At 59.6% G+C, this 18,136-nt stretch carries 11 protein-coding genes and 1 pseudogene; 11 read left to right on the top strand and 1 reads right to left on the bottom strand.

Annotation, left to right across the window (positions count from 1 at the left end; translation table 11 throughout):
• Positions 1 to 54: 54 nt before the first annotated feature.
• Positions 55 to 927 (top strand): metallophosphoesterase, encoded by an 873-nt coding sequence (locus PSV43_RS16575; protein WP_300199749.1) that lies wholly within the window; start codon positions 55 to 57, stop codon positions 925 to 927.
• The gene (locus tag PSV43_RS16570) at positions 924 to 2,372 is read left to right on the top strand and encodes a DUF1080 domain-containing protein (RefSeq protein WP_300199747.1); all 1,449 of its coding nucleotides are present in this window, start codon (positions 924 to 926) and stop codon (positions 2,370 to 2,372) included. Before PSV43_RS16575 ends, PSV43_RS16570 begins: the two co-directional genes overlap by 4 nt.
• Here PSV43_RS16570 and PSV43_RS16565 read toward each other — a convergent pair whose 3' ends face one another.
• Complete coding sequence (locus PSV43_RS16565; RefSeq protein ID WP_300199744.1) at positions 2,373 to 2,756, bottom strand: helix-turn-helix domain-containing protein; 384 nt, start codon at positions 2,754 to 2,756, stop codon at positions 2,373 to 2,375.
• 79 nt (positions 2,757 to 2,835) lie between these two features.
• On the opposite strand from PSV43_RS16565, the gene PSV43_RS16560 reads away from it, so the two are divergent.
• From PSV43_RS16560 to PSV43_RS16520, 9 genes and pseudogenes are all read left to right on the top strand, one after another.
• Positions 2,836 to 3,420 carry a DinB family protein gene (locus PSV43_RS16560; protein ID WP_300199741.1) on the top strand — a complete coding sequence of 195 codons (585 nt, stop codon included), beginning with the start codon at positions 2,836 to 2,838 and terminating at the stop codon, positions 3,418 to 3,420.
• Positions 3,417 to 4,748 (top strand): MATE family efflux transporter, encoded by a 1,332-nt coding sequence (locus tag PSV43_RS16555; protein WP_300199738.1) that lies wholly within the window; start codon positions 3,417 to 3,419, stop codon positions 4,746 to 4,748. The genes PSV43_RS16560 and PSV43_RS16555 overlap by 4 nt, the downstream gene beginning before the upstream one ends.
• A gap of 68 nt (positions 4,749 to 4,816) precedes the next feature.
• On the top strand, positions 4,817 to 5,254 hold the full coding sequence (locus PSV43_RS16550; RefSeq protein ID WP_300199735.1) for a DUF5069 domain-containing protein: 438 nt from the start codon (positions 4,817 to 4,819) through the stop codon (positions 5,252 to 5,254).
• Positions 5,255 to 6,661: an MATE family efflux transporter gene (locus tag PSV43_RS16545; RefSeq protein ID WP_300199732.1), complete on the top strand. Its 1,407-nt coding sequence runs from the start codon at positions 5,255 to 5,257 to the stop codon at positions 6,659 to 6,661.
• A gap of 191 nt (positions 6,662 to 6,852) precedes the next feature.
• Positions 6,853 to 11,508 (top strand): autotransporter-associated beta strand repeat-containing protein, encoded by a 4,656-nt coding sequence (locus PSV43_RS16540; protein ID WP_300199729.1) that lies wholly within the window; start codon positions 6,853 to 6,855, stop codon positions 11,506 to 11,508.
• A complete protein-coding gene (locus PSV43_RS16535) occupies positions 11,399 to 13,525 on the top strand; it encodes an autotransporter-associated beta strand repeat-containing protein (protein WP_300199726.1) in 2,127 nt (708 codons plus the stop codon). Before PSV43_RS16540 ends, PSV43_RS16535 begins: the two co-directional genes overlap by 110 nt.
• A 48-nt stretch (positions 13,526 to 13,573) precedes the next feature.
• Entirely contained in the window at positions 13,574 to 15,688 is a 2,115-nt protein-coding gene (locus PSV43_RS16530; RefSeq protein WP_300199723.1) for a hypothetical protein, read from the top strand.
• A gap of 96 nt (positions 15,689 to 15,784) precedes the next feature.
• Positions 15,785 to 17,398, top strand: a complete 1,614-nt coding sequence (locus tag PSV43_RS16525) for a fucose isomerase (protein ID WP_345784670.1) — start codon at positions 15,785 to 15,787, stop codon at positions 17,396 to 17,398.
• A gap of 15 nt (positions 17,399 to 17,413) precedes the next feature.
• Positions 17,414 to 18,136: pseudogene (locus PSV43_RS16520) on the top strand (FG-GAP-like repeat-containing protein); the annotation flags it as partial.

Genomic DNA, 18,136 nt, shown 5'->3' with positions numbered 1-18,136 from the left:
GCCATGTCTTCGATGTGACACTGCCGTCTCATTCGAATGACGCTATGAGTGATCATGATTTCTCGCCGCGTTTTCCTCCAACACAGCACCCTTTGCCTCGCCGGTTTGGGGGCTGACAGACTCCTCGCGGCTGATGCAGCGGCGGAACCCCTCCTGCGTGTCGGTTTGATGACTGATCTGCATTACGGCGACAAGGAGCCCACGAAAACACGCTTCTACCGCGAGGCCCTGACGAAGCTGGATGAAGCGGTTGAAGCCATGAACCGCGATAAGCCGGCGCTCGTGGTCGAACTGGGGGATTTCATCGATCAGGCAGATTCGGTGGAGCGCGAGATCGAATGGCTGAAGACGATGGAGTCGCATTTCACCAAGCTCTTCATGCCCCGGCATTACGTCTTGGGAAATCACTGCGTCGGCACCTTGACGAAGCAGGAGTTTGCCGCCCATACCAAGGCACCGGGAGGACATGCGGTTTTCGAAGAGAATGGCGTGACGTTTCTGATCCTCGACGCCTGCTTCCGTGAAGATGGCACGTCGTATGAACGGAAAAATTTTAACTGGCAGGACTCAAACCTCCCCAAGGCCGAGCTGGCATGGCTGGAGTCCGCATTAGGCAAAGCCAGCGGCCCGGTGATCATCTTCGCCCATCAACGCCTCGACATGGACAAAGCCCATGCCGTGCGCAATGCCGCCCAGGTGCGTTCGCTGGTGGAAAAATCCGGCAAAGTGCTCGCTGTGTTCCAAGGCCACTCGCACAAAAACGACTACCAGCAAATCGCCGGCATCCACTACACCACGCTCGTCGCAATGGTGGAAGGCAGCGGAGTGGAAAACAACGGCTACTCGCTGCTCGACATCATGGCCGATGGATCGCTGCGTTTGAATGGCTTCCGCAGGCAGACAAACCGCACATTAAATCACGCATGAAATATCTTCTCTTTCTCCTGACACTCACGACTTCCGCGTTGGCGGTAGAGCCCGGCTTTGAATCGCTCTTCGACGGCAAAACACTCGATGGCTGGAAACACAACGGCAACTGGTCCGTCGTAAACGGCGAGATCGCGCGCGTGAAGAAGGGCGGCTCGCTGACCTTTGAAAAGGCGAAGGTGCCGGATGATTTCGAGCTGCGCTTCGACTGGAAAGTCGCCAAAGGCTGCAACAGCGGCGTCTATTACCGGCCCGGTCAGTATGAGTATCAACTGCTCGACAACGCCAACAGCTCTTACGGCGAAAATCCGCGTTCCAGCGCCGGTGCACTGTATTTCTGCATGGCCCCGACCAAGGATGTGGTGCGGCCGTTTGGGCAGTGGAATGAGGCCCGGGTCATCTGCAAACGCAGCGTCATTCAGCATTGGTTGAACGGCGAGAAAGTAGTCGATTTCGACTACACCGATCCACGCTGGAAGGGCGCGGTCAAGCTGGTGAGCTATCGCGGCACCGATCTGACCAAGCGTGGTAGTAATCTCTGGCTGCAGGACCACGGCGCCGACGTGTGGTTCAAGAACCTGCGCTGGCGGGCGATCCCGCCAGATGAACCGCTGGTCAGCGAAAATCTGTCGCCCATGCCCGTCTCCGAAGACGCTCTCATCAAGGAACAAGCTCGTATTCAGGAACTGCTGCACCCCAAACCCAAAGCTGCAAAAAAATCAGCATGGGAGCATGTGGAATTGAAACGCTTCAAGACCGAGGAAGCTCATCAAGGCGTGGCGGTGGATAACGCCCATTTTTATGCGATCACCAACGCCGCCATCGGCAAGTATCGCAAGGATACCGGTGAGCGCGTGGGCGGCTGGAAAGAAGCTGCTGGCGGTCACATCAAGCATCTGAACGCGGGACTCGTAGTCGATGGCAAGCTCCTTTGTGCCCATTCCAACTACCCCGAGATACCGATGAAAAGTTCCGTGGAAATTTGGGATCCGCAAACGATGCAGCACCTGGAGTCCATAGATCTCACCACGGCCGGTGGCTCACTGACCTGGGTGGATTGCCGCGATGGCCTGTGGTTCGCCTGCTTCGCCCAATATGCAAAGACCGGCGATCCGGCAAAGACACGGATTCTGACATTTGATACCCAATGGCAGAAGCTCGGCGAGCTGCGCTTTCCAAAAGAAATGGTCGCAAAGTTTGGCAAGAACAGCAGCTCCGGCGGCAGCTTTGGTCCCGGCCTGCACCTCTTCATCACCGGCCATGATGCGCAGGAACTCTACGTACTCGATCTTCCAGCCAAAGGCGACGTGCTTACCTGGCAGGCCGCGATTCCGATCAGCGCGCACGGCCAGGCCTTCGCATGGGATCGGAGTGCGCCGGGACTGCTGTATTCCATCGACCGGAAAACGCATGAGGTGATTGTGTCACGGATCAGGAAGTCTTAATCAGCCTTGCTGCGGCATGGTCTTGGTGCCTCGTTCCCATGCCAGACCCCAGTCGCGCATCGACTTGAGAATGGGGCGAAGGGCTTCACCTTTCTCGGTCAGTTCGTAGGCCATTCGTTTGCCACTGTCTGTGGCGGGAATTTGGCGCACGATGCCGGATTCGAGAAGGCGCTCAAGGCGGTCGCTGAGGATGTTGGTAGGAATGCCTTCGGGCGAGCTGACAAAGTCTTTGAAGCGGCTGCGGCCCAGCATGAGGTCGCGGATGACGAGCAGCGTCCAGCGGTCGCCAAACAGGTCGAGAGCACAGGCCACGGGGCAGGGGGAGCGGCGCGAGGGTGGCGGTGGTGCCCTGAGCGGGCGTGTGGAGGCTTTGGCCTTGGGCATGGTGAACTATGATTTCGATTACTTGCATTTCAAAAGTAAAACACTTGCAAAATGCAAGTGTTTGCCAATGGTAGGCCGCATGAACAACTCAACTAATCCTCAACTGGCCCCGCCGGGAGCCGGACTGCCCGCTATCGAGCTTTGGGTGGCCCGGTTGATGTTTGCGCGAACACGCCGTCGCGGCAATCGAGAGGCCTTCGTGGCCAAGTTTCAGCAGGAGCGTGCGGCCATCCGTGCCCTGGTGGACTCTTGCCCTGAAACGCAGCGGGGAGAGCAGGTGCTCATCATGCGTTTGCGCGGCCTGGAGGACAGCAGCCGCAATTGGTCTGTGTGGATGACGCTGGATCATCTGCGCATCATCCACATCGGACTCATTCGGGTCATCCACGCACTCACTCACGGAAAGGTGCCACCCGGCAAGGCAAGCACGGCAGCGGTCAAGCCGGGTACGATGGTGACTGCAAGCGTCGAGGCGGAATATGAGCGAAGCTGCGATGGCGTGCTCGCTGCAATCACCGAGGCCGCAGACTTGAAAACTGAGCTGCGTTTTGAGCATCCGTGGTTTGGTCCGCTGGATGCCTTTGGCTGGGCGGCGATGGCGGGCACACATATGAGCATTCACCGTGCGCAGATTCAAAGCATCCTGCTAGGTTTGAGCAGATGAAGCAGCCGCTTTCGCTTACCACAGATCCCATTCCCCAGCTCATCTGGCGCATCGCTCTGCCAATGAGTGTGGGCATGTTTTTCAATACCATGTTCAATGTGGTGGACACGCTGTGCGCGGGCTGGCTGGGCACGGAGTCGCTGGCGGCGCTCTCGCTGTCGTTTCCGCTGTACTTCGTCGTGTTTGCCGTCGGCAGCGGCATCAGCCAAGGCACCACGGCCTTGCTGGCCAATGCGCTGGGCGCGGGCCATGTGGCGGAGGCGCGGCGAGTGTTTGCGCAGTCGCTGCTCTTCGCAACCACGGCAGGCGTGCTGCTTTCCATCGTGGGCTGGCTCGTGGCGCCGTGGTTGTTTCGGCTGCTCGGTGCCGAGGGCAGTTACTTGAGCACGGTGCTGGACTACATGCACGTGATCCTCGCCGGTGGTGTGTTCTTCCTGCTGCCGATGATCATGAACTCGGTGCTGTCTGCGCAGGGCACCACCTGGGTGTATCGTAATTTTCTCATGGCGGGCTTCGTGGCGAACATCCTGCTCAATCCGGTGCTGATGTGGGGATGGATGGGGCTGCCCGCGCTAGGTGTGGGCGGCATCGCGCTGGCCACAGTGATCGTGCAAATGGGGGGCGGGGTCTTTCTATGGTCGCATGTCAGCAAGGCGGAGTTTTGCCAGGATTTGCGACGGGCGGATTTCAAACCAGATTATGAGGTGCTGCGGCGCATCTCAGGGCAGGCGATTCCAGCAGCGCTGAATATGCTCACCATCTCGCTGGGGGTGTTTGTCATCACCTGGTTCGTGAAACACTTCGGCAAGGAGGCCGTGGCGGCCACCGGCATCGCCACACGCGTCGAGCAGATTGTCCTCATGCCTGCCATCGGCCTGAACGCCGCGGTGCTGAGCATCGTGGGGCAGAATCACGGTGCCGGGCTGCCGCACCGGGTGCGCGAGGCATGGCTGACAAATGTGAAAATCGGCGCTGGCCTGATGTTCCTCGGCGGCCTCCTTGTGTGGCTGCTGCGAGATCCCGCCATGCGCATGTTCACCCAGGATCCGATCGTGATCGACCATGGTCGCAACTACCTTCTTAGTTCCTCGCTGACTTTAGCCGCCTACCCCATCTTGTTTGTCACTGTCTTTGCCATGCAGGGCATCAAACGGCCAGCCTATGGGCTATGGATGGGGATCTACAGGCAACTCGTCGCGCCTGTGATCGTGTTTCACACCCTGGCGTTCACACTTGGCTGGGGACTGTGGGGCGTGTGGTGGGGCATCTGCATCGTCACCTGGAGCGGGGCGCTCTTTGCGCTCGGTTGGGGCTGGCGCAAATTTTGAAGCATATCTGTCGCAGCAGATTCGCAGCGCCTGATTGACAAATTCGCGGCACCAGCGACGCATCCGGCATGTCTGCCAAACCTGATCCCGCCACGCTGCCTTGCAGCCCTGCTGATGAAACCGCCGGTCTAAAATACTTCCCGCGCATGCTCGGCAAGATCCGCCTGCATGCCGCTGGTAAACTGTGGGAGGATTTGCATGCCAATCTAGGCAAGGGAAGCGATGCCGCCTGCACCGCATTCCTGCATGTGGGCTATGACGACCTGAAGGCCCGCGTGCTGCAAGGCGGCACGGACCAGGAAATTTTGCAATGGTGCCAGGAGCAGACCCGCCCGCTGAATGACACCGACAAGCTCGTCTGGAACCACTACACGATGAAGCTCGGCATCAATGACCACACCACCCCCATGCTGATCAAGCGAAAGGCCGACAGTGGACTCGGGGATCGTGACGATATCCAGACGATGACGCATTACATGGATGTGGATGAGGGAAGGCTGCCCTGAATGAGTGAAGAGGCGTCACCGCCGGTTCCATTCTGGCAGAGCGTGCGGCAGTCGCTGCGCGGGGAAGAGCATGACTATACGGCTCTACCGCTGAACCGTGCAGTCATCCTGCTCGCGGTGCCCATGGTGCTGGAGATGGTCATGGAGTCACTGTTCGCCGTGGCGGATGTTTATTGGGTGTCGCACCTCGGGACGGACGCGGTAGCCGTCGTAGGCCTCACGGAGTCGCTCATGACGCTCATCTATGCGGTGGCCATTGGCATATCGATTGCCGCCACAGCGATTGTATCACGCCGCATCGGAGAAAAGCAGCCGGAACTCGCGGCGCAGGCTGCTGGGCAGATCGTGCTGCTCGGTCTGCTGGTGGCCACGGGCATTGGCATCGTCTTGGGTTACTTTGCCCCAGACATTCTGCGGTTCATGGGTGCAGGCGAGGAAATTGTGACGCTTGGTTCCGGCTTTGCCCGCTTGATGTTGGGTGGGAATGCCACCGTGTTTTTGATCTTCCTCATCAACGCAATTTTTCGTGGTGCGGGGGATGCCGTGATCGCCATGAGAACACTATGGCTGGCGAATGCGCTGAACATCGTGCTGGGGCCTTGCTTCATCTTCGGCTGGTGGATTTTCCCTGAGTTGGGCGTCACAGGTGCGGCAGTGGCGACAAACATTGGTCGCGGTGTCGGCGTGCTCTATCAGCTCTGGCATCTCGCGGGGCATCACAGCCGTGTGAAAGTACGCTGGCAGCATTTCAAACCGGAGCGGGAAGTGCTCGACGCGGTGCTGCGCAAGTCCGGCAGCGGCATCATCCAGCTTCTCATCAGTACCACGAGCTGGGTGGGGCTGTTCAAAATTCTTGCGCTCTTCGGCAGTTCGGCGCTGGCGGGTTATACCATTGCGATTCGCATCGTGGTCTTTGCCCTGATGCCCGCCTGGGGGCTGGCAAACGCTGGAGCCACGCTGGTGGGCCAAAACCTCGGCGCACACAAACCGGAGCGTGCGGAAGCCGCGGTCAAGATCGCCATGCAATTGAACGTCTTGGTTTTAAGCGTCGTTGGCATCGTGTTCGTGCTGTTTGCGCATCCTCTGGTCCGCCTGTTCACGCAAGATCCCGAAGTGGTGGCATTCGGCACCCAGGCATTGTGGATCCTTAGCCTCGCTTTCCCTCTTTACGCGGCGGGGATGTGTTTCGAATCCGCCTTCAACGGCTCCGGTGATACTTGGACGCCTGCACGGCTGAATTTTCTCTGTCTTTGGCTCGGGCAGATTCCCATCGCCTGGGGCTTGTCGAAATCTCTCGGCTTTGGCCCGGTGGGAGCTTTTATCGCCGTGCCGGCGGCCTATTCATTGCTGGCCATTTGCAGTTGGCGGCTGTTCAGACGCGGGAAGTGGAAGACTCAGAAGGTTTGAGGCTTTTATCTGCGCTTGCAGGGTGATACGGACCTTGCTTGGCGTTTAGAGAGGGGCGAACTAATCTTAAGTATGTTGGAGATGTGGCGGTTGGCTTTACTCCCGTGGAGATGGTCAGGCCTTCCATTTGAATAATGCTGTTTTCATGGCATCAAAGACTCCCCCAATTTTTTCATTTTAAGGACATCCTCATGCACACAACCAATCTGCGCTGCCTTCGAGGAGCCCCAACGATCATCGTATCGTTATTCGCCGCCCTTGCGCTGACTGCCGCCGCCCATGCCGATGTCCTGATCTGGGACACAAACACCGTCACAGCGGATGCCCAGGACGGCACGGGCACCTGGACAGCCGGACAGCCCAACTGGTTTAACCAGACACAAACACTGCAAAACCAGAACTGGGTGAATGGCAGTGATGCGGTATTCGGCTCTGGCAGCGGCACGGCAGGGGCGATTTTGCTCAGCGGCCCAATCACAGCCGGCAATCTTACCTTCAATGCGGCGACCAGCGGCACCTACACACTGGGCGGCAGCGGCACACTGACGCTGGTTAATTCTACGATCACCAACAACGCCGCAGCAACAATCTCCGCAACGCTGGCAGGTAACACAGCATGGTTCAAAAGCGGACCAGGTACACTGATTGTGAGCGGAAGCAGTTCCAACACACACAGCGGACTGCTGACCGTCAACCAAGGCACCCTTACGCTGAGCAAAGCCGGCGGGGCAACGGCGGTGGCCGGCAATCTGGCTGTTACCAATGGCGGGTTTGTCACTTTCACCGCCGGCACCACGAATGAGATCGCAGCCACGGCCGCAGTATCTCTGAGCGGCCTGAGCAGTGTTTTCAACGGCAGCGGTCCGAATGCAGACGTTGGCAGCAACCTGCGTCAGACTCTGGCGTCATTGACCATCACGGGCGGCACTTTCAATTCGGGAGCAAACAGTGTCTGGAACATTGGCGCGGTGAGTTTTGCCGCCGGTGACAACAAGGTGTTCGTGGGCAACAGCGGTTCCATTCAGACCTACGGCAGCCTCAGCCTCGTGGGTATGAACGGGGCGGCCTCTTCAACGGCTGTGGCGAACGGGTTCACGATTTTCGGGAATGGAGCCAACCTGGCCAATCGGACCACACTGACCATTGGTGCAGGCGGTTTGTCACTGGACGGCAGCATCGTCCACCTCAGCCCCGGTACGAGCGGCAGCGAGCTGGTCCTGAATGGGGATGTCACGACGAGCGGCACCACCGCCTCGTCGATCACGCGGGAAGGTGGCACTGGACTGCTGCCGTATGTCAGTCTGAGCGGTACCACCGGTGTGGTGAGCCGGACATTTACGGTGGCTGGCGGAGGTGCGGATCTGACCATCTCGCCGATCATCTACAATGGCGCTGCCACGACGGCCTCGCTGATCAAAAACGGCACCGGAACGCTGATATTAACCGGCACCGAGGCAAACACCTACACCGGCGACACCACCATCAACGCGGGCACTTTGCGCCTCAACAAAACGGCGGGCGTCACCTCCGTGGTCGGCAACATCATCGTCAACACCGGAGGCATCTTGCAACTCAGCACCAGCCATCAGATCGCAGATACGGCGGGCATCACACTGAATGGCGGGACGATCACGGGATGGTTCACGGATGAAACGATCGCATTCTTCACCCAGAACTCCGGTGGGTTGGCACTCAGTGGCAATACCGGGCACGTCACCATCACAGGTGCCCTCACCCTGGCTGGTGGAAGCCAGCTGACCATCAACAGCAGCGCCAATCCTGCGAGCTGGAATGTCGGCAGCGCCATCCTCGCCGGGGCTGATATTTTGATCGGCGGCAGCAACGGCGCAGCCAATCCACGTACGTCGCTGACCATTGGTGCAGGCGGTCTGTTCATGGCCGGGCGCACCATCACGATGAATGTGGGAGATGCGGGCGTGATCCTGTACTTGAACGGTGACTTCACCGGCACGGGAACGAACAACATCAGCAACAACGGGACTGCGAACGTACAGCCGCTCCTCGAGATCGGTGCGGCCTCTCGCACCTTCAACGTGCTCAATGGAACGACCACCCTGGGGGTGATCGTCAGTGGTGCAGGCGGCAGTCTGGTAAAGACCGGCGTAGGTCTGCTGCAGGTGACTGCGGCAAATACTTATTCCGGCACCACCACCAGCAGTGGCGGCACTCTCAGTGTGACGGGCACACTCGGTGCTCTGACCAGCACGACTGCCCTCATCGTGAACCACGGTGGCATTTTTCAGGACGGCAGCTCCACTACGGCAAACAACAACGGCTTGGCCAACCGCATCAACACGGCGGCGACACTCACACTGGGCGATGCCACAGGCGGCGGCACCTTCACCCTCATGTCAGCGGCTGCGGGCTCGCATACGCAGAGTCTTGCCAGTCTCACGATCTCAGGCGGTGCCAATACAGTGAATGTCACGGCTGCTGCCAGCACCACGGCGACCCTGACCTTCACCGCCGCCAGTTCTTATGTGCGCACCGGCGGCACGGTGAACTTTGTGCAAAATCCCGCCGTGGGCGGCAGCATTGTCTTCACCAATGCGCCGGCCGGAGCCGGGAATGTGACAGGTGGCCTGCTGGTGGGGGCCACGCTCAATGGCACCGATTTGGTCGCCGCGCAGGCGGGCGTGCTGACGGCGTTTAGCGGTTGGATTTCCACCGGCACGAACACGTGGACCTCGGGCGGGGCGATGGATGTCACCGGCAGCAATCCGGTGGCCTACGGTGCCACCGATATCACGGCGTTGCGGTTCAACACCGCCGGGCCTTTCACCGTGACGCTGGCTGGAACACACACGATCAATTCGGATGTCATTTTGATGACAACCAATGCGGGCACTGGTGCCTCACTCATCACCGGAGGCACCCTGCAGGGCACTGCGGGTGGAGAGCTGAGCGTGAGTCAGTACAACACCGCAGGCACCTTGCAGATCGCCTCCATCATTGCAAATAACACCAGCGCCACTGGCTTTGGCAAAAGCGGCGGCGGCCTGCTGATCTTGAGTGGTGCCAACACTTACAGCGGTATCACACGCGTGAGTGAAGGCGTGCTGCGTGCGGCGGATGGCACCGGCCTGCCCACCGGATCCGCTCTGCTGCTGAATGGCGGGGTGTTTGAGTCCACCGCCGCCTCTTTTAACCGTGCACTCGGCACCACGGCTGGCACCGTGCGCCTGACAGGAATCGCGGCGGGCTTCAGCGCTGCGGGAACTGCAGTGACGGTGAATCTCGGCGGCAGTGGCGCAACCCTGCAATGGGGAGGCGCCAACTTTGATCCCACCACGCTGGTATTGAACGCCTCCACCGCCACAGCGGCGCTCAATCTTGTGAACGGCATCGATCTCAACGGTACCAACCGCAGCATCCGGGTGGATGCGAACACCGCCACCCTTTCCGGGGTAATCAGCAACAGCGTGACCGGCTCGCCAGCGGGTCTCGCCAAGTCCGGCAGCGGTACGCTGACACTGACTCAGGCCAACACCTTTGACGGCGGTGTGACGGTGACCGGCGGCACGCTTGGCATCGGCAACAACCAAGCCTTGGGTTCAGGGCTGCTGACCGTGAGCGGCGGGAGCCTGCTGGCGGATGGGGCGGCGCGTTCCATCAGCAATGACGTCGTGCTCTCCGGCACCACAACGATCAGCGGCGTGAACACGCTTGCCCTCAGCGGCGTGGTGAGTTCCACCGGCACCCTGAGCAAGACCAGCACCAGCATTCTGGAACTGAGCGGCAACAACACCTACACCGGCCTCACCAACGTGAGTGGCGGTATCCTGCGCGTGCTGAGCAATACGGCGCTTGGGGCCACCTCGGGAGCCACGCTCGTCAGCGGAGCCTCTCATGTGGAACTGGGAGATGGCGTCGTCGTCACTGGCGAGACGATCACCGTTTCCAGCACCAGCGGCACCACTGGGGATGGGAGCGGCACAGTGAACCGTGGCGGCTTGCAGGCCGGAGTAAACGCCACCGCCGAATGGGCGGGCAATGTCATTCTCGGGGTGGATCTGGCACGCATTGGCGTGCAGGAAGGCGGCACTCTGACCCTCAGCGGAAACATCACCGATGGTGCCAGTAGTTTCACGCTGCGTCTCAGTGGTGAACTGACAGGCACCGGCGGTGTGATTCTCTCCGGCACCGGCAATGCCTGGGATGGGGAGACTGAAGTCGTGCGTGGCACGATCTACCTCGGTGCGGACAACACCCTGCCCACCACTGCGATCCTCGATATTCACTTCACCAACTCCAACAACAACGAATACGCCGGTGTGAACATGAACGGCTACAACCAGACCATCGGCAGCCTGCGCAACGATGGTGTCACTGGGGCCAATGCGGAGCTGAAGAACACCAGTCGCAAGCTGTCCACCCTCACCATCAATGAAACGGGTGCCGCAAACTACACCGGCATCCTCACCGGGAATCTGGCCGTGGTAAAAAACGGGGCAGGCACCACCACGCTGTCACAGACCAACACTTTCACCGGTGGCATCACCGTGAACGAAGGCGTGCTGCAGGTGGCAAATTCTGGCGCGCTCGCCAATGGTGATCTCACGGTCAATGGCGGGGCGCTGGCCGGCGGCAAGCTCGACCTGAACAACACCAGCATCACCGTCAATGCGCTCAATGGCGCAGCAGGCACCGTCTCCGGCATCATCGCCAACGAAAGCACCACCAGTGCCGTTCGCACCCTGACCGTCGGCGTGAACCATGCCTCCAGCACCTATGCGGGCCAGATCGTGGACAATACCGGCGGGGCGGGTTTTGGGCACCGTTGCACTCACCAAGATCGGCACCGGCACGCTCACCCTCACAGGTAGCAACACCTACACCGGCAACACCACCCTCAGCAACGGTACCTTGGTGGCAGACTACAGCACCGGGGTGCCGCTCAGCACCACCTCCACCCTTCTGATGAACGGCGGCACGCTCGTGATCGCCAATGCCACCACGGCCACCATCGGTGCCATCACCCAGGTGCAGACCGCAGGTTTTACCACGGGTGTGCTGCGCATCACGAACAATGCCACCATCACCACCAGCACTTTCGCAGCGGAGGGCTACTCGCCCTTTCTGTTGGATGTCAGCGCCGGTGGCACCTTGGTGGCCAATTCGCTCACGAACGCTGCCGTCCTCAATGGCATCTTGATGGGTAACCTCAGCAACCGTTCCACTCTGTTTGTGCAGGATGCCACCGGCCTCGGTTTCGCCACCTACAATGGCAGCAATCAAATCGTGCGTTACACCGCCGCTACAGCACTGACGGTGAACAATTCCTCCAACACCACGAACTACCTGCTCTCGTCCGCTGTGACCCGCACCGCCAGTCTTACGTTCAACACCATTCAACTCGACACCACGGGTGGCAATGTGACGCTCGACATGGGTGCCAATAACATCACTGGGGGCACTTATGGTCGTGGCATTTTGGCCACCGGCAGTCATGATGCCACCATCACCGCCAGCATCGGCGCTGTCACTGGCGGCTCCATTTACTTCACCAACTACAGCACCGGCACCCTGGCGCTGAACATCAGCTTGGCCACTCAGACCGTGATCATTGCTGGCAGCGGTCTCACAACTTATAGCCAGACCGCCAATCCCGCCGATCTCTATGTCACTGGCGGTGTCTTCCGCATGCACGGCAACACCCGCGATTACAACACCAACGTCCTACGTATCTACGGCGGCGGCGTATTCGAAATCGGCGCGGACTTGAACGACTCCGCAAATGGCGATTTCACCCGCTCAGTCGGCACGGGAGCAGGGCAGGTGGCCCTCGTCGGCAATGGCGGTTTCAGTGCCTATGGTGCGGATCGCGTCGTGGCTCTCGGCGGCACCGCGACTCCAACCGCGCTGACCTGGGGTGCATCGAGTTTCCTCAGCGGCCCCGGCGGCGACAACAACTACAGCCTCATGTTCGGCTCTGCGTATTCGACCAACACCGTCGAGTTCCAAAATGCCATCAACCTCGGCTCCCGCGAACGCATCATCGATGTCGCCAACGGCACCAGCAGCACCAACACCGACGCACGTCTCACCGGCCAGCTCAGCGGCACGGGCGGCGTTGTCAAAGAGGGTGCCGGCACGCTCGAATTCACCGCAGCGAACACCTACAGCGGAGCCACACGCGTGAATGAGGGGGCGCTGCTTGTCCACGCGACGGGCACAACCGGAACCGGCGCTGTCACCGTCGCAGCCGGTGCCACACTCATGGGCAGCGGTGTGGTTAAGGGGAGCAGTTTCACGCTTGAGAGCAATGCCACGCTCCAGGCCGGAAATGGCACCGCGACGGGAGATCTCGGCACGCTCACTTTTCAATCCTCCGGCCAGGCTGTCTTTGACGTGCAGAGCGGTTCGCATGTGATCCTCGGCATCACGACAGCGACGAATCAAGCATCCATCGATCCCTACTTCGGCGGCAACACAATCGGCAGCGCCGGATACAACGCCTATGTGGATGCCTTTGGCGGCGTGGGAACGGGCCAGCATGATCTGCTCAAGTTCGATGGTGCCGCCGAGACCACGCTCACCTTCAGCGGCCATGTGCTGGTGCTGCCAGATCAATTTACCGCGCAGGCAGGCCAGGTCTTCAATCTGCTCGACTGGACTGTGCTGGTGGCCACCGATTTCAGCGGTTTTGCCATTGGCACAAACTTCCGCACGGGCGCTGGCGATGATCTCTCGCAGTTCGATCTGCCGGAACTCACCGGCGGCCTGTTCTGGGACGTCAGCCGCTTCACCACCTCCGGCGTCATTGTCGTCGTTCCTGAGCCCGGGCGTGCCATGCTCCTCCTGCTCGGAGCCCTGCTCGTCTGTTGCCGCCGCCGCCGATGATTTGAAGGAGTGGCGTTGCGTAGTGGACTGTTCCAGTCACATTCGCCCATGCTACGCACCCTGCCCGTCCTAGCTTTTTTCATCGCTTTATCCAGCGCTGCCGAACTCAAAACGACCAATGCAGGCGTCGAAATCTCCGCTGGAAGCCTCGGCAGTTTCACGCTGACCTATCCTGAGTTTGAACCGGTCCATAAACAGATCGAAGTGAAGGCCGCAGGCGCGAATGCGACCGTGCGCTATGAGGGCGGGGCGGAGTGTGCCATTGCCATCAACAAAGACGAAATCGACCTCTCCTTTAAAGGCGTGCCTGCCGGTGTGAAATCATGGAAAATGTCCGTCCTCATCGACATCGGCTTCGCCAAAGGAGGCACCTGGAAGATCGCAGACAAGGAGGGTGCCTTCCCGGCTGAGAAGTCCACACCACCGCATATTGCGAGTCTAAACAGCCCCAGCTTCCTGTTGAAAAACGCGCAGGGGCAAAGCTTGAGTTTCGACACGCCCGACTACGCCTTCCAGCAACTCACCGACAACCGCGAATGGAACTGGGCCATCTATAACTGGCAGTTCATCGTCCCCTTCAACGTGGACAATCCCACCGGAAAAATCCGCATCACCTCCGATCTTGCCTCCGTCACTAAGCTCATCGATCCCTTCGGCCAGAGCCTCAAAGACAAGTTCCCCAACAAGCTCCAAAGCCTCGCAGACCTCAAGACCGATGTGGCTGCCGATCAAACCTACTACGCCAGCATCGAGACTCCCAAGCTGGATCGCTTCGGTGGTCTGCCGGGCAGCAGCGCAACGCTGGGATTAAAGCCAACCGGCTTTTTTCATGTGGAGCAAAAGCAGGGCAAATCATGGCTCGTCGATCCCGATGGCAACGCCTTCTTCCACCTCGGCATCTGCGGTTTCGCACCCAGCGATGACTACACCTTCGTCAAAGGTCGCGAAGGCATCTACGAGTGGCTGCCAAAGGCGGAAGGCGAGTTCGCCACGGGCTTTCGCTCCGGCGATGACGATGCGCATTTCTCATTCTACCTCGCGAACGTGATCCGCAAGTTTGGCACCTCCTACGATTACGAAACACACGCCGCCCGCATGATCGAACGGGTGCGCAAATGGGGCTTCAACTCCATCGGCGCATTCAGCCCCACACCGGAAAAAGCGCACATGCAGGCCGATTTCCCGTATGTGACCAGTCTGCCGATCAATGCGTGGGAAGGCGTGCCCCGCATCCCCGGCGTGCATGAGGTGTGGGATCCGTATGATGCAGCGACCGCGCAAAAGATCGCTGTGAACCTCGCCCGTGAACTGCCTGCGCGCGTCAATGATCCGCTGCTCATCGGCTACTTCATCGTGAATGAGCCGCGTTACGATGAAATCTCACGCGTTATTCCGTCCCTCAATGGCAAACAGGCCTGCAAGCAGCGCCTCGTAGCGGTGCTGAAGGACAAGTATCATTCCATCGCCGTCTTCAACACCGCATGGCAAGCCCAGGCCGCGTCATTTGACGAACTGATCGACGTCGGGCTCGCAGTAACCACGGAAGCCGCCAAAGCAGATATGAAAGCATATGCCGGCGCGTTCATTGAAACCTACTTTGCGCAGATCGAGAAACTCTTCCGCCAGCATGACACGAACCACATGCTCATTGGCAGCCGCCTCCAGCCCGTGACGATGAACGATGAGCAACTCTGCCGCATCATGGGCAGGCACCTCGATGTCGTATCCTACAATTATTATACGATGGGAGTTGATACGGCGGCGCTGAAGCGCTTCCACGCATGGACCGGCAACAAGCCGATGATGTTCAGCGAGTTCTTCTGGGCCTCACCCAAAGACAGCGGACTGGTGGGCGGGCGTGAAGTCAGCAGCCAGCAGGAGCGGGGCTTGGCCTACCGCAACTACGTCGAGCAGAGCGCCGCGCTCGGCTTTGTCATTGGCATTGAGTGGTTCACCCTCATTGATCAAGCCACGACAGGCCGCTGGTTCAGCAAATACAATGGCGAGAGCTACAACACCGGCCTCGTTAGCGTGGCAGACCGCCCATGGAAGGACATGCTGGCCGAGATGATGAAGACGAACCACACCATCTACGACCTCCTGCTCGGAAAGCGCCCGCCGTTTGCCTGGGATGACCCGCGTTTCCGGGTGGAGGCCAAATAAAGCGGGGTAGATCAAGGATGGTCATCCATCTGCCAAGGATGCTCATCTGGCACCTGTTGTCAGTTATGCTGGTGATCTGCGAGTCTCTTGGTTAAGATGTGGTTTATGCCATCCAAATCCAAAATCGTTCAGCTCGTAGCCAGCGGTGACCTGCGCCTTTCTGCCAACCAAACCTGCTGGGCGGCCCAGGCAGCCATGGAAGAGGCGCTGGGTGCCGCATTGAAAGCAGAGGGCTGGGAGGTCAAGCGTGCGCATGCTTTGGACACATCGAAGAAGCACGGTTTTATCGATTCGCAGCGGATGGGCATCGAAGTGTTTCGCGGCATCGACCCCGAGCTGCCGCTGATCGTCGCGGAGGCGGTGTGGCAGTACTCGCATCATGTGCTGCCGGGTTTGACCACGCATCGCGGTCCGATTTTGACCGTGGCAAACTGGAGCGGCCAGTGGCCGGGTCTGGTGGGCATGCTCAATCTGAACGGCTCGCTCACGAAGGCGGGCGTGAAATACTCGACACTGTGGAGTGAGAATTTCACCGACACGTTTTTCAAGACCAAGCTGAAGCAGTGGCTCAAGTCCGGCAGCATCACTCACGATCTCAGCCATGTGCAGAAACTGGAGAAGGTGAAGGTGCCGACCAAGATAACCGCTCTGGGCAAGGAGCTGGCCACCACCCTGCGCACGGACAAGGCGATCATGGGCATCTTTGATGAAGGCTGCATGGGCATGTTCAATGCCATCATTCCTGACCATGCGCTGCATGCCTGTGGCGTGTTTAAGGAGCGGCTGAGCCAGTCGGCGCTTTATCATGAGACCTTGCAGGTGAGCGACTCGGACGCGCTGGCGATCCACACCTGGATGGTGAAACACGGCATGACCTTCCAACTCGGCGACGACCACGCAACCCAGCTCACCCGCGATCAGGTGCGGCTGCAGTGCAAGATGTACGCCGCTGCACTGCGCATCGCGGATGACTTCGGCTGCGATGCCATCGGCATCCAGTATCAGCAAGGCCTGAAGGATCTGCTGCCGGCGAGTGATCTCGTCGAAGGCATGCTCAACAATTCGGACCGCCCGCCGGTGAAATCACGTGATCGCAAACGCACCTTGCTGGAAGGCCTGCCGCTGCTGCATTTCAATGAAGTGGACGAATGCGCCGGACTCGACGGCATGCTCACGCAGCGCGTGCATCGCGCCCTGCAGCAGCCGGTTGAAACGACCCTGCATGACGTGCGCTGGGGCGAAAAATTCGGCAAGGACTACGTCTGGGTCTTCCTCATCAGCGGTGCAGCACCTCCCGCCCATTTCGCCGAAGGCTGGAAAAGTGCCGAGGGCTTCCGCCAGCCGCCGATGTACTTCCCGAGCGGTGGCTCCACACTGCGCGGCATTTCCAAGCCGGGCGAGATCGTCTGGTCACGCATCTACGTGCAGGATGAAGCCCTGCACATGGACATCGGCCGCGGCTGTGTCGTCGATCTCCCGCGTGAGGAAACCGAGCGCCGCTGGCAGCTCACCACACCGCAGTGGCCGATCATGAGCGCCGTGACCTATGGCGTCAGTCGTGACCAGCTCATGGCCAAACATCAGGCCAATCATGTCCAGGTCGCCTATGCCAATGACGCCAAGGCAGCGGACGAATGCATGTTTGCCAAGGCGACGATGGCCCGCGCCCTCGGCATGCAGGTCAATGTCTGCGGCACCCTGTCGCGCTGATCTTTTTTTCCAACCATGAAGCTCCTCCAACCCCTCCTGCTTGCCTGCCTTTGCAGCCAGGCCTTTGCCGCTGACGGCCTCGCGCCGCTCAAGTACAACAATCCCGGCCTCGTGGTCGATCTTGGAGTGGGTTTATGGGCCTGGCCGCTGCCGATGGACTTCGATGGAGACGGCGATCTCGACCTCGTCGTGAACTGTAACGACAAGCCCTACAACGGCGTTTATTTCTTCGAGAACGCCAGCGGCGACACGTCCAAAAACAAGATGCCCGTGTTCAAGCCCGCCAAACGCATCAGCGTCGGGAAGTCGAATGTGCAGGTCAGCTACGTGGACGGTCAGCCCCGCGTCCTTTCACCTGGCAGAGAGTATCCCGACTTCCTCAAAACCGGTCTGGAACATGAGCAGAAGCTGCCCGTGAATGCGAAAGTTCACCCCAACAAAATACGCGCCGACATGTGGCGCATGGTGGACTTTGATGGCGACGGCAACACCGACCTCATCGTCGGCGTCGGCGACTGGACCGAATACGGCTGGGACAATGCCTACACCGAAGATGGACGCTGGATGAACGGCCCCCTTCGCGGTTACGTGTATCTCCTTCGCAACACCGGCACGAACGACAAACCCGCCTACGACAAGCCGAAAAAAGTCATGGCCACCGACCGCCCGGTCGAAACCTTCGGCTGGCCTTCACCGAACTTCGCGGACTTCGATGGCGATGGCGATCTCGATTTGAGA

The organism is Prosthecobacter sp. (genome assembly GCF_029946185.1).
In the GTDB taxonomy this organism is placed as follows: Bacteria; Verrucomicrobiota; Verrucomicrobiia; order Verrucomicrobiales; family Verrucomicrobiaceae; genus Prosthecobacter.
This window is presented reverse-complemented; position numbering and strand designations above follow the sequence as displayed.

What these genes read in the sequence shown, in the direction of transcription:
- PSV43_RS16550 (WP_300199735.1), top strand. Translation starts at nt 4,817, where the DNA reads ATGTCTGCCAAACCTGATCCCGCCACGCTGCCTTGCAGCCCTGCTGAT.
- PSV43_RS16570 (WP_300199747.1), top strand. Translation starts at nt 924, where the DNA reads ATGAAATATCTTCTCTTTCTCCTGACACTCACGACTTCCGCGTTGGCG.
- PSV43_RS16535 (WP_300199726.1), top strand. Translation starts at nt 11,399, where the DNA reads ATGCCTCCAGCACCTATGCGGGCCAGATCGTGGACAATACCGGCGGGG.
- PSV43_RS16525 (WP_345784670.1), top strand. Translation starts at nt 15,785, where the DNA reads ATGTGGTTTATGCCATCCAAATCCAAAATCGTTCAGCTCGTAGCCAGC.
- PSV43_RS16565 (WP_300199744.1), bottom strand. Translation starts at nt 2,756, where the DNA reads ATGCCCAAGGCCAAAGCCTCCACACGCCCGCTCAGGGCACCACCGCCA.
- PSV43_RS16530 (WP_300199723.1), top strand. Translation starts at nt 13,574, where the DNA reads ATGCTACGCACCCTGCCCGTCCTAGCTTTTTTCATCGCTTTATCCAGC.
- PSV43_RS16560 (WP_300199741.1), top strand. Translation starts at nt 2,836, where the DNA reads ATGAACAACTCAACTAATCCTCAACTGGCCCCGCCGGGAGCCGGACTG.
- PSV43_RS16555 (WP_300199738.1), top strand. Translation starts at nt 3,417, where the DNA reads ATGAAGCAGCCGCTTTCGCTTACCACAGATCCCATTCCCCAGCTCATC.
- PSV43_RS16540 (WP_300199729.1), top strand. Translation starts at nt 6,853, where the DNA reads ATGCACACAACCAATCTGCGCTGCCTTCGAGGAGCCCCAACGATCATC.
- PSV43_RS16575 (WP_300199749.1), top strand. Translation starts at nt 55, where the DNA reads ATGATTTCTCGCCGCGTTTTCCTCCAACACAGCACCCTTTGCCTCGCC.
- PSV43_RS16545 (WP_300199732.1), top strand. Translation starts at nt 5,255, where the DNA reads ATGAGTGAAGAGGCGTCACCGCCGGTTCCATTCTGGCAGAGCGTGCGG.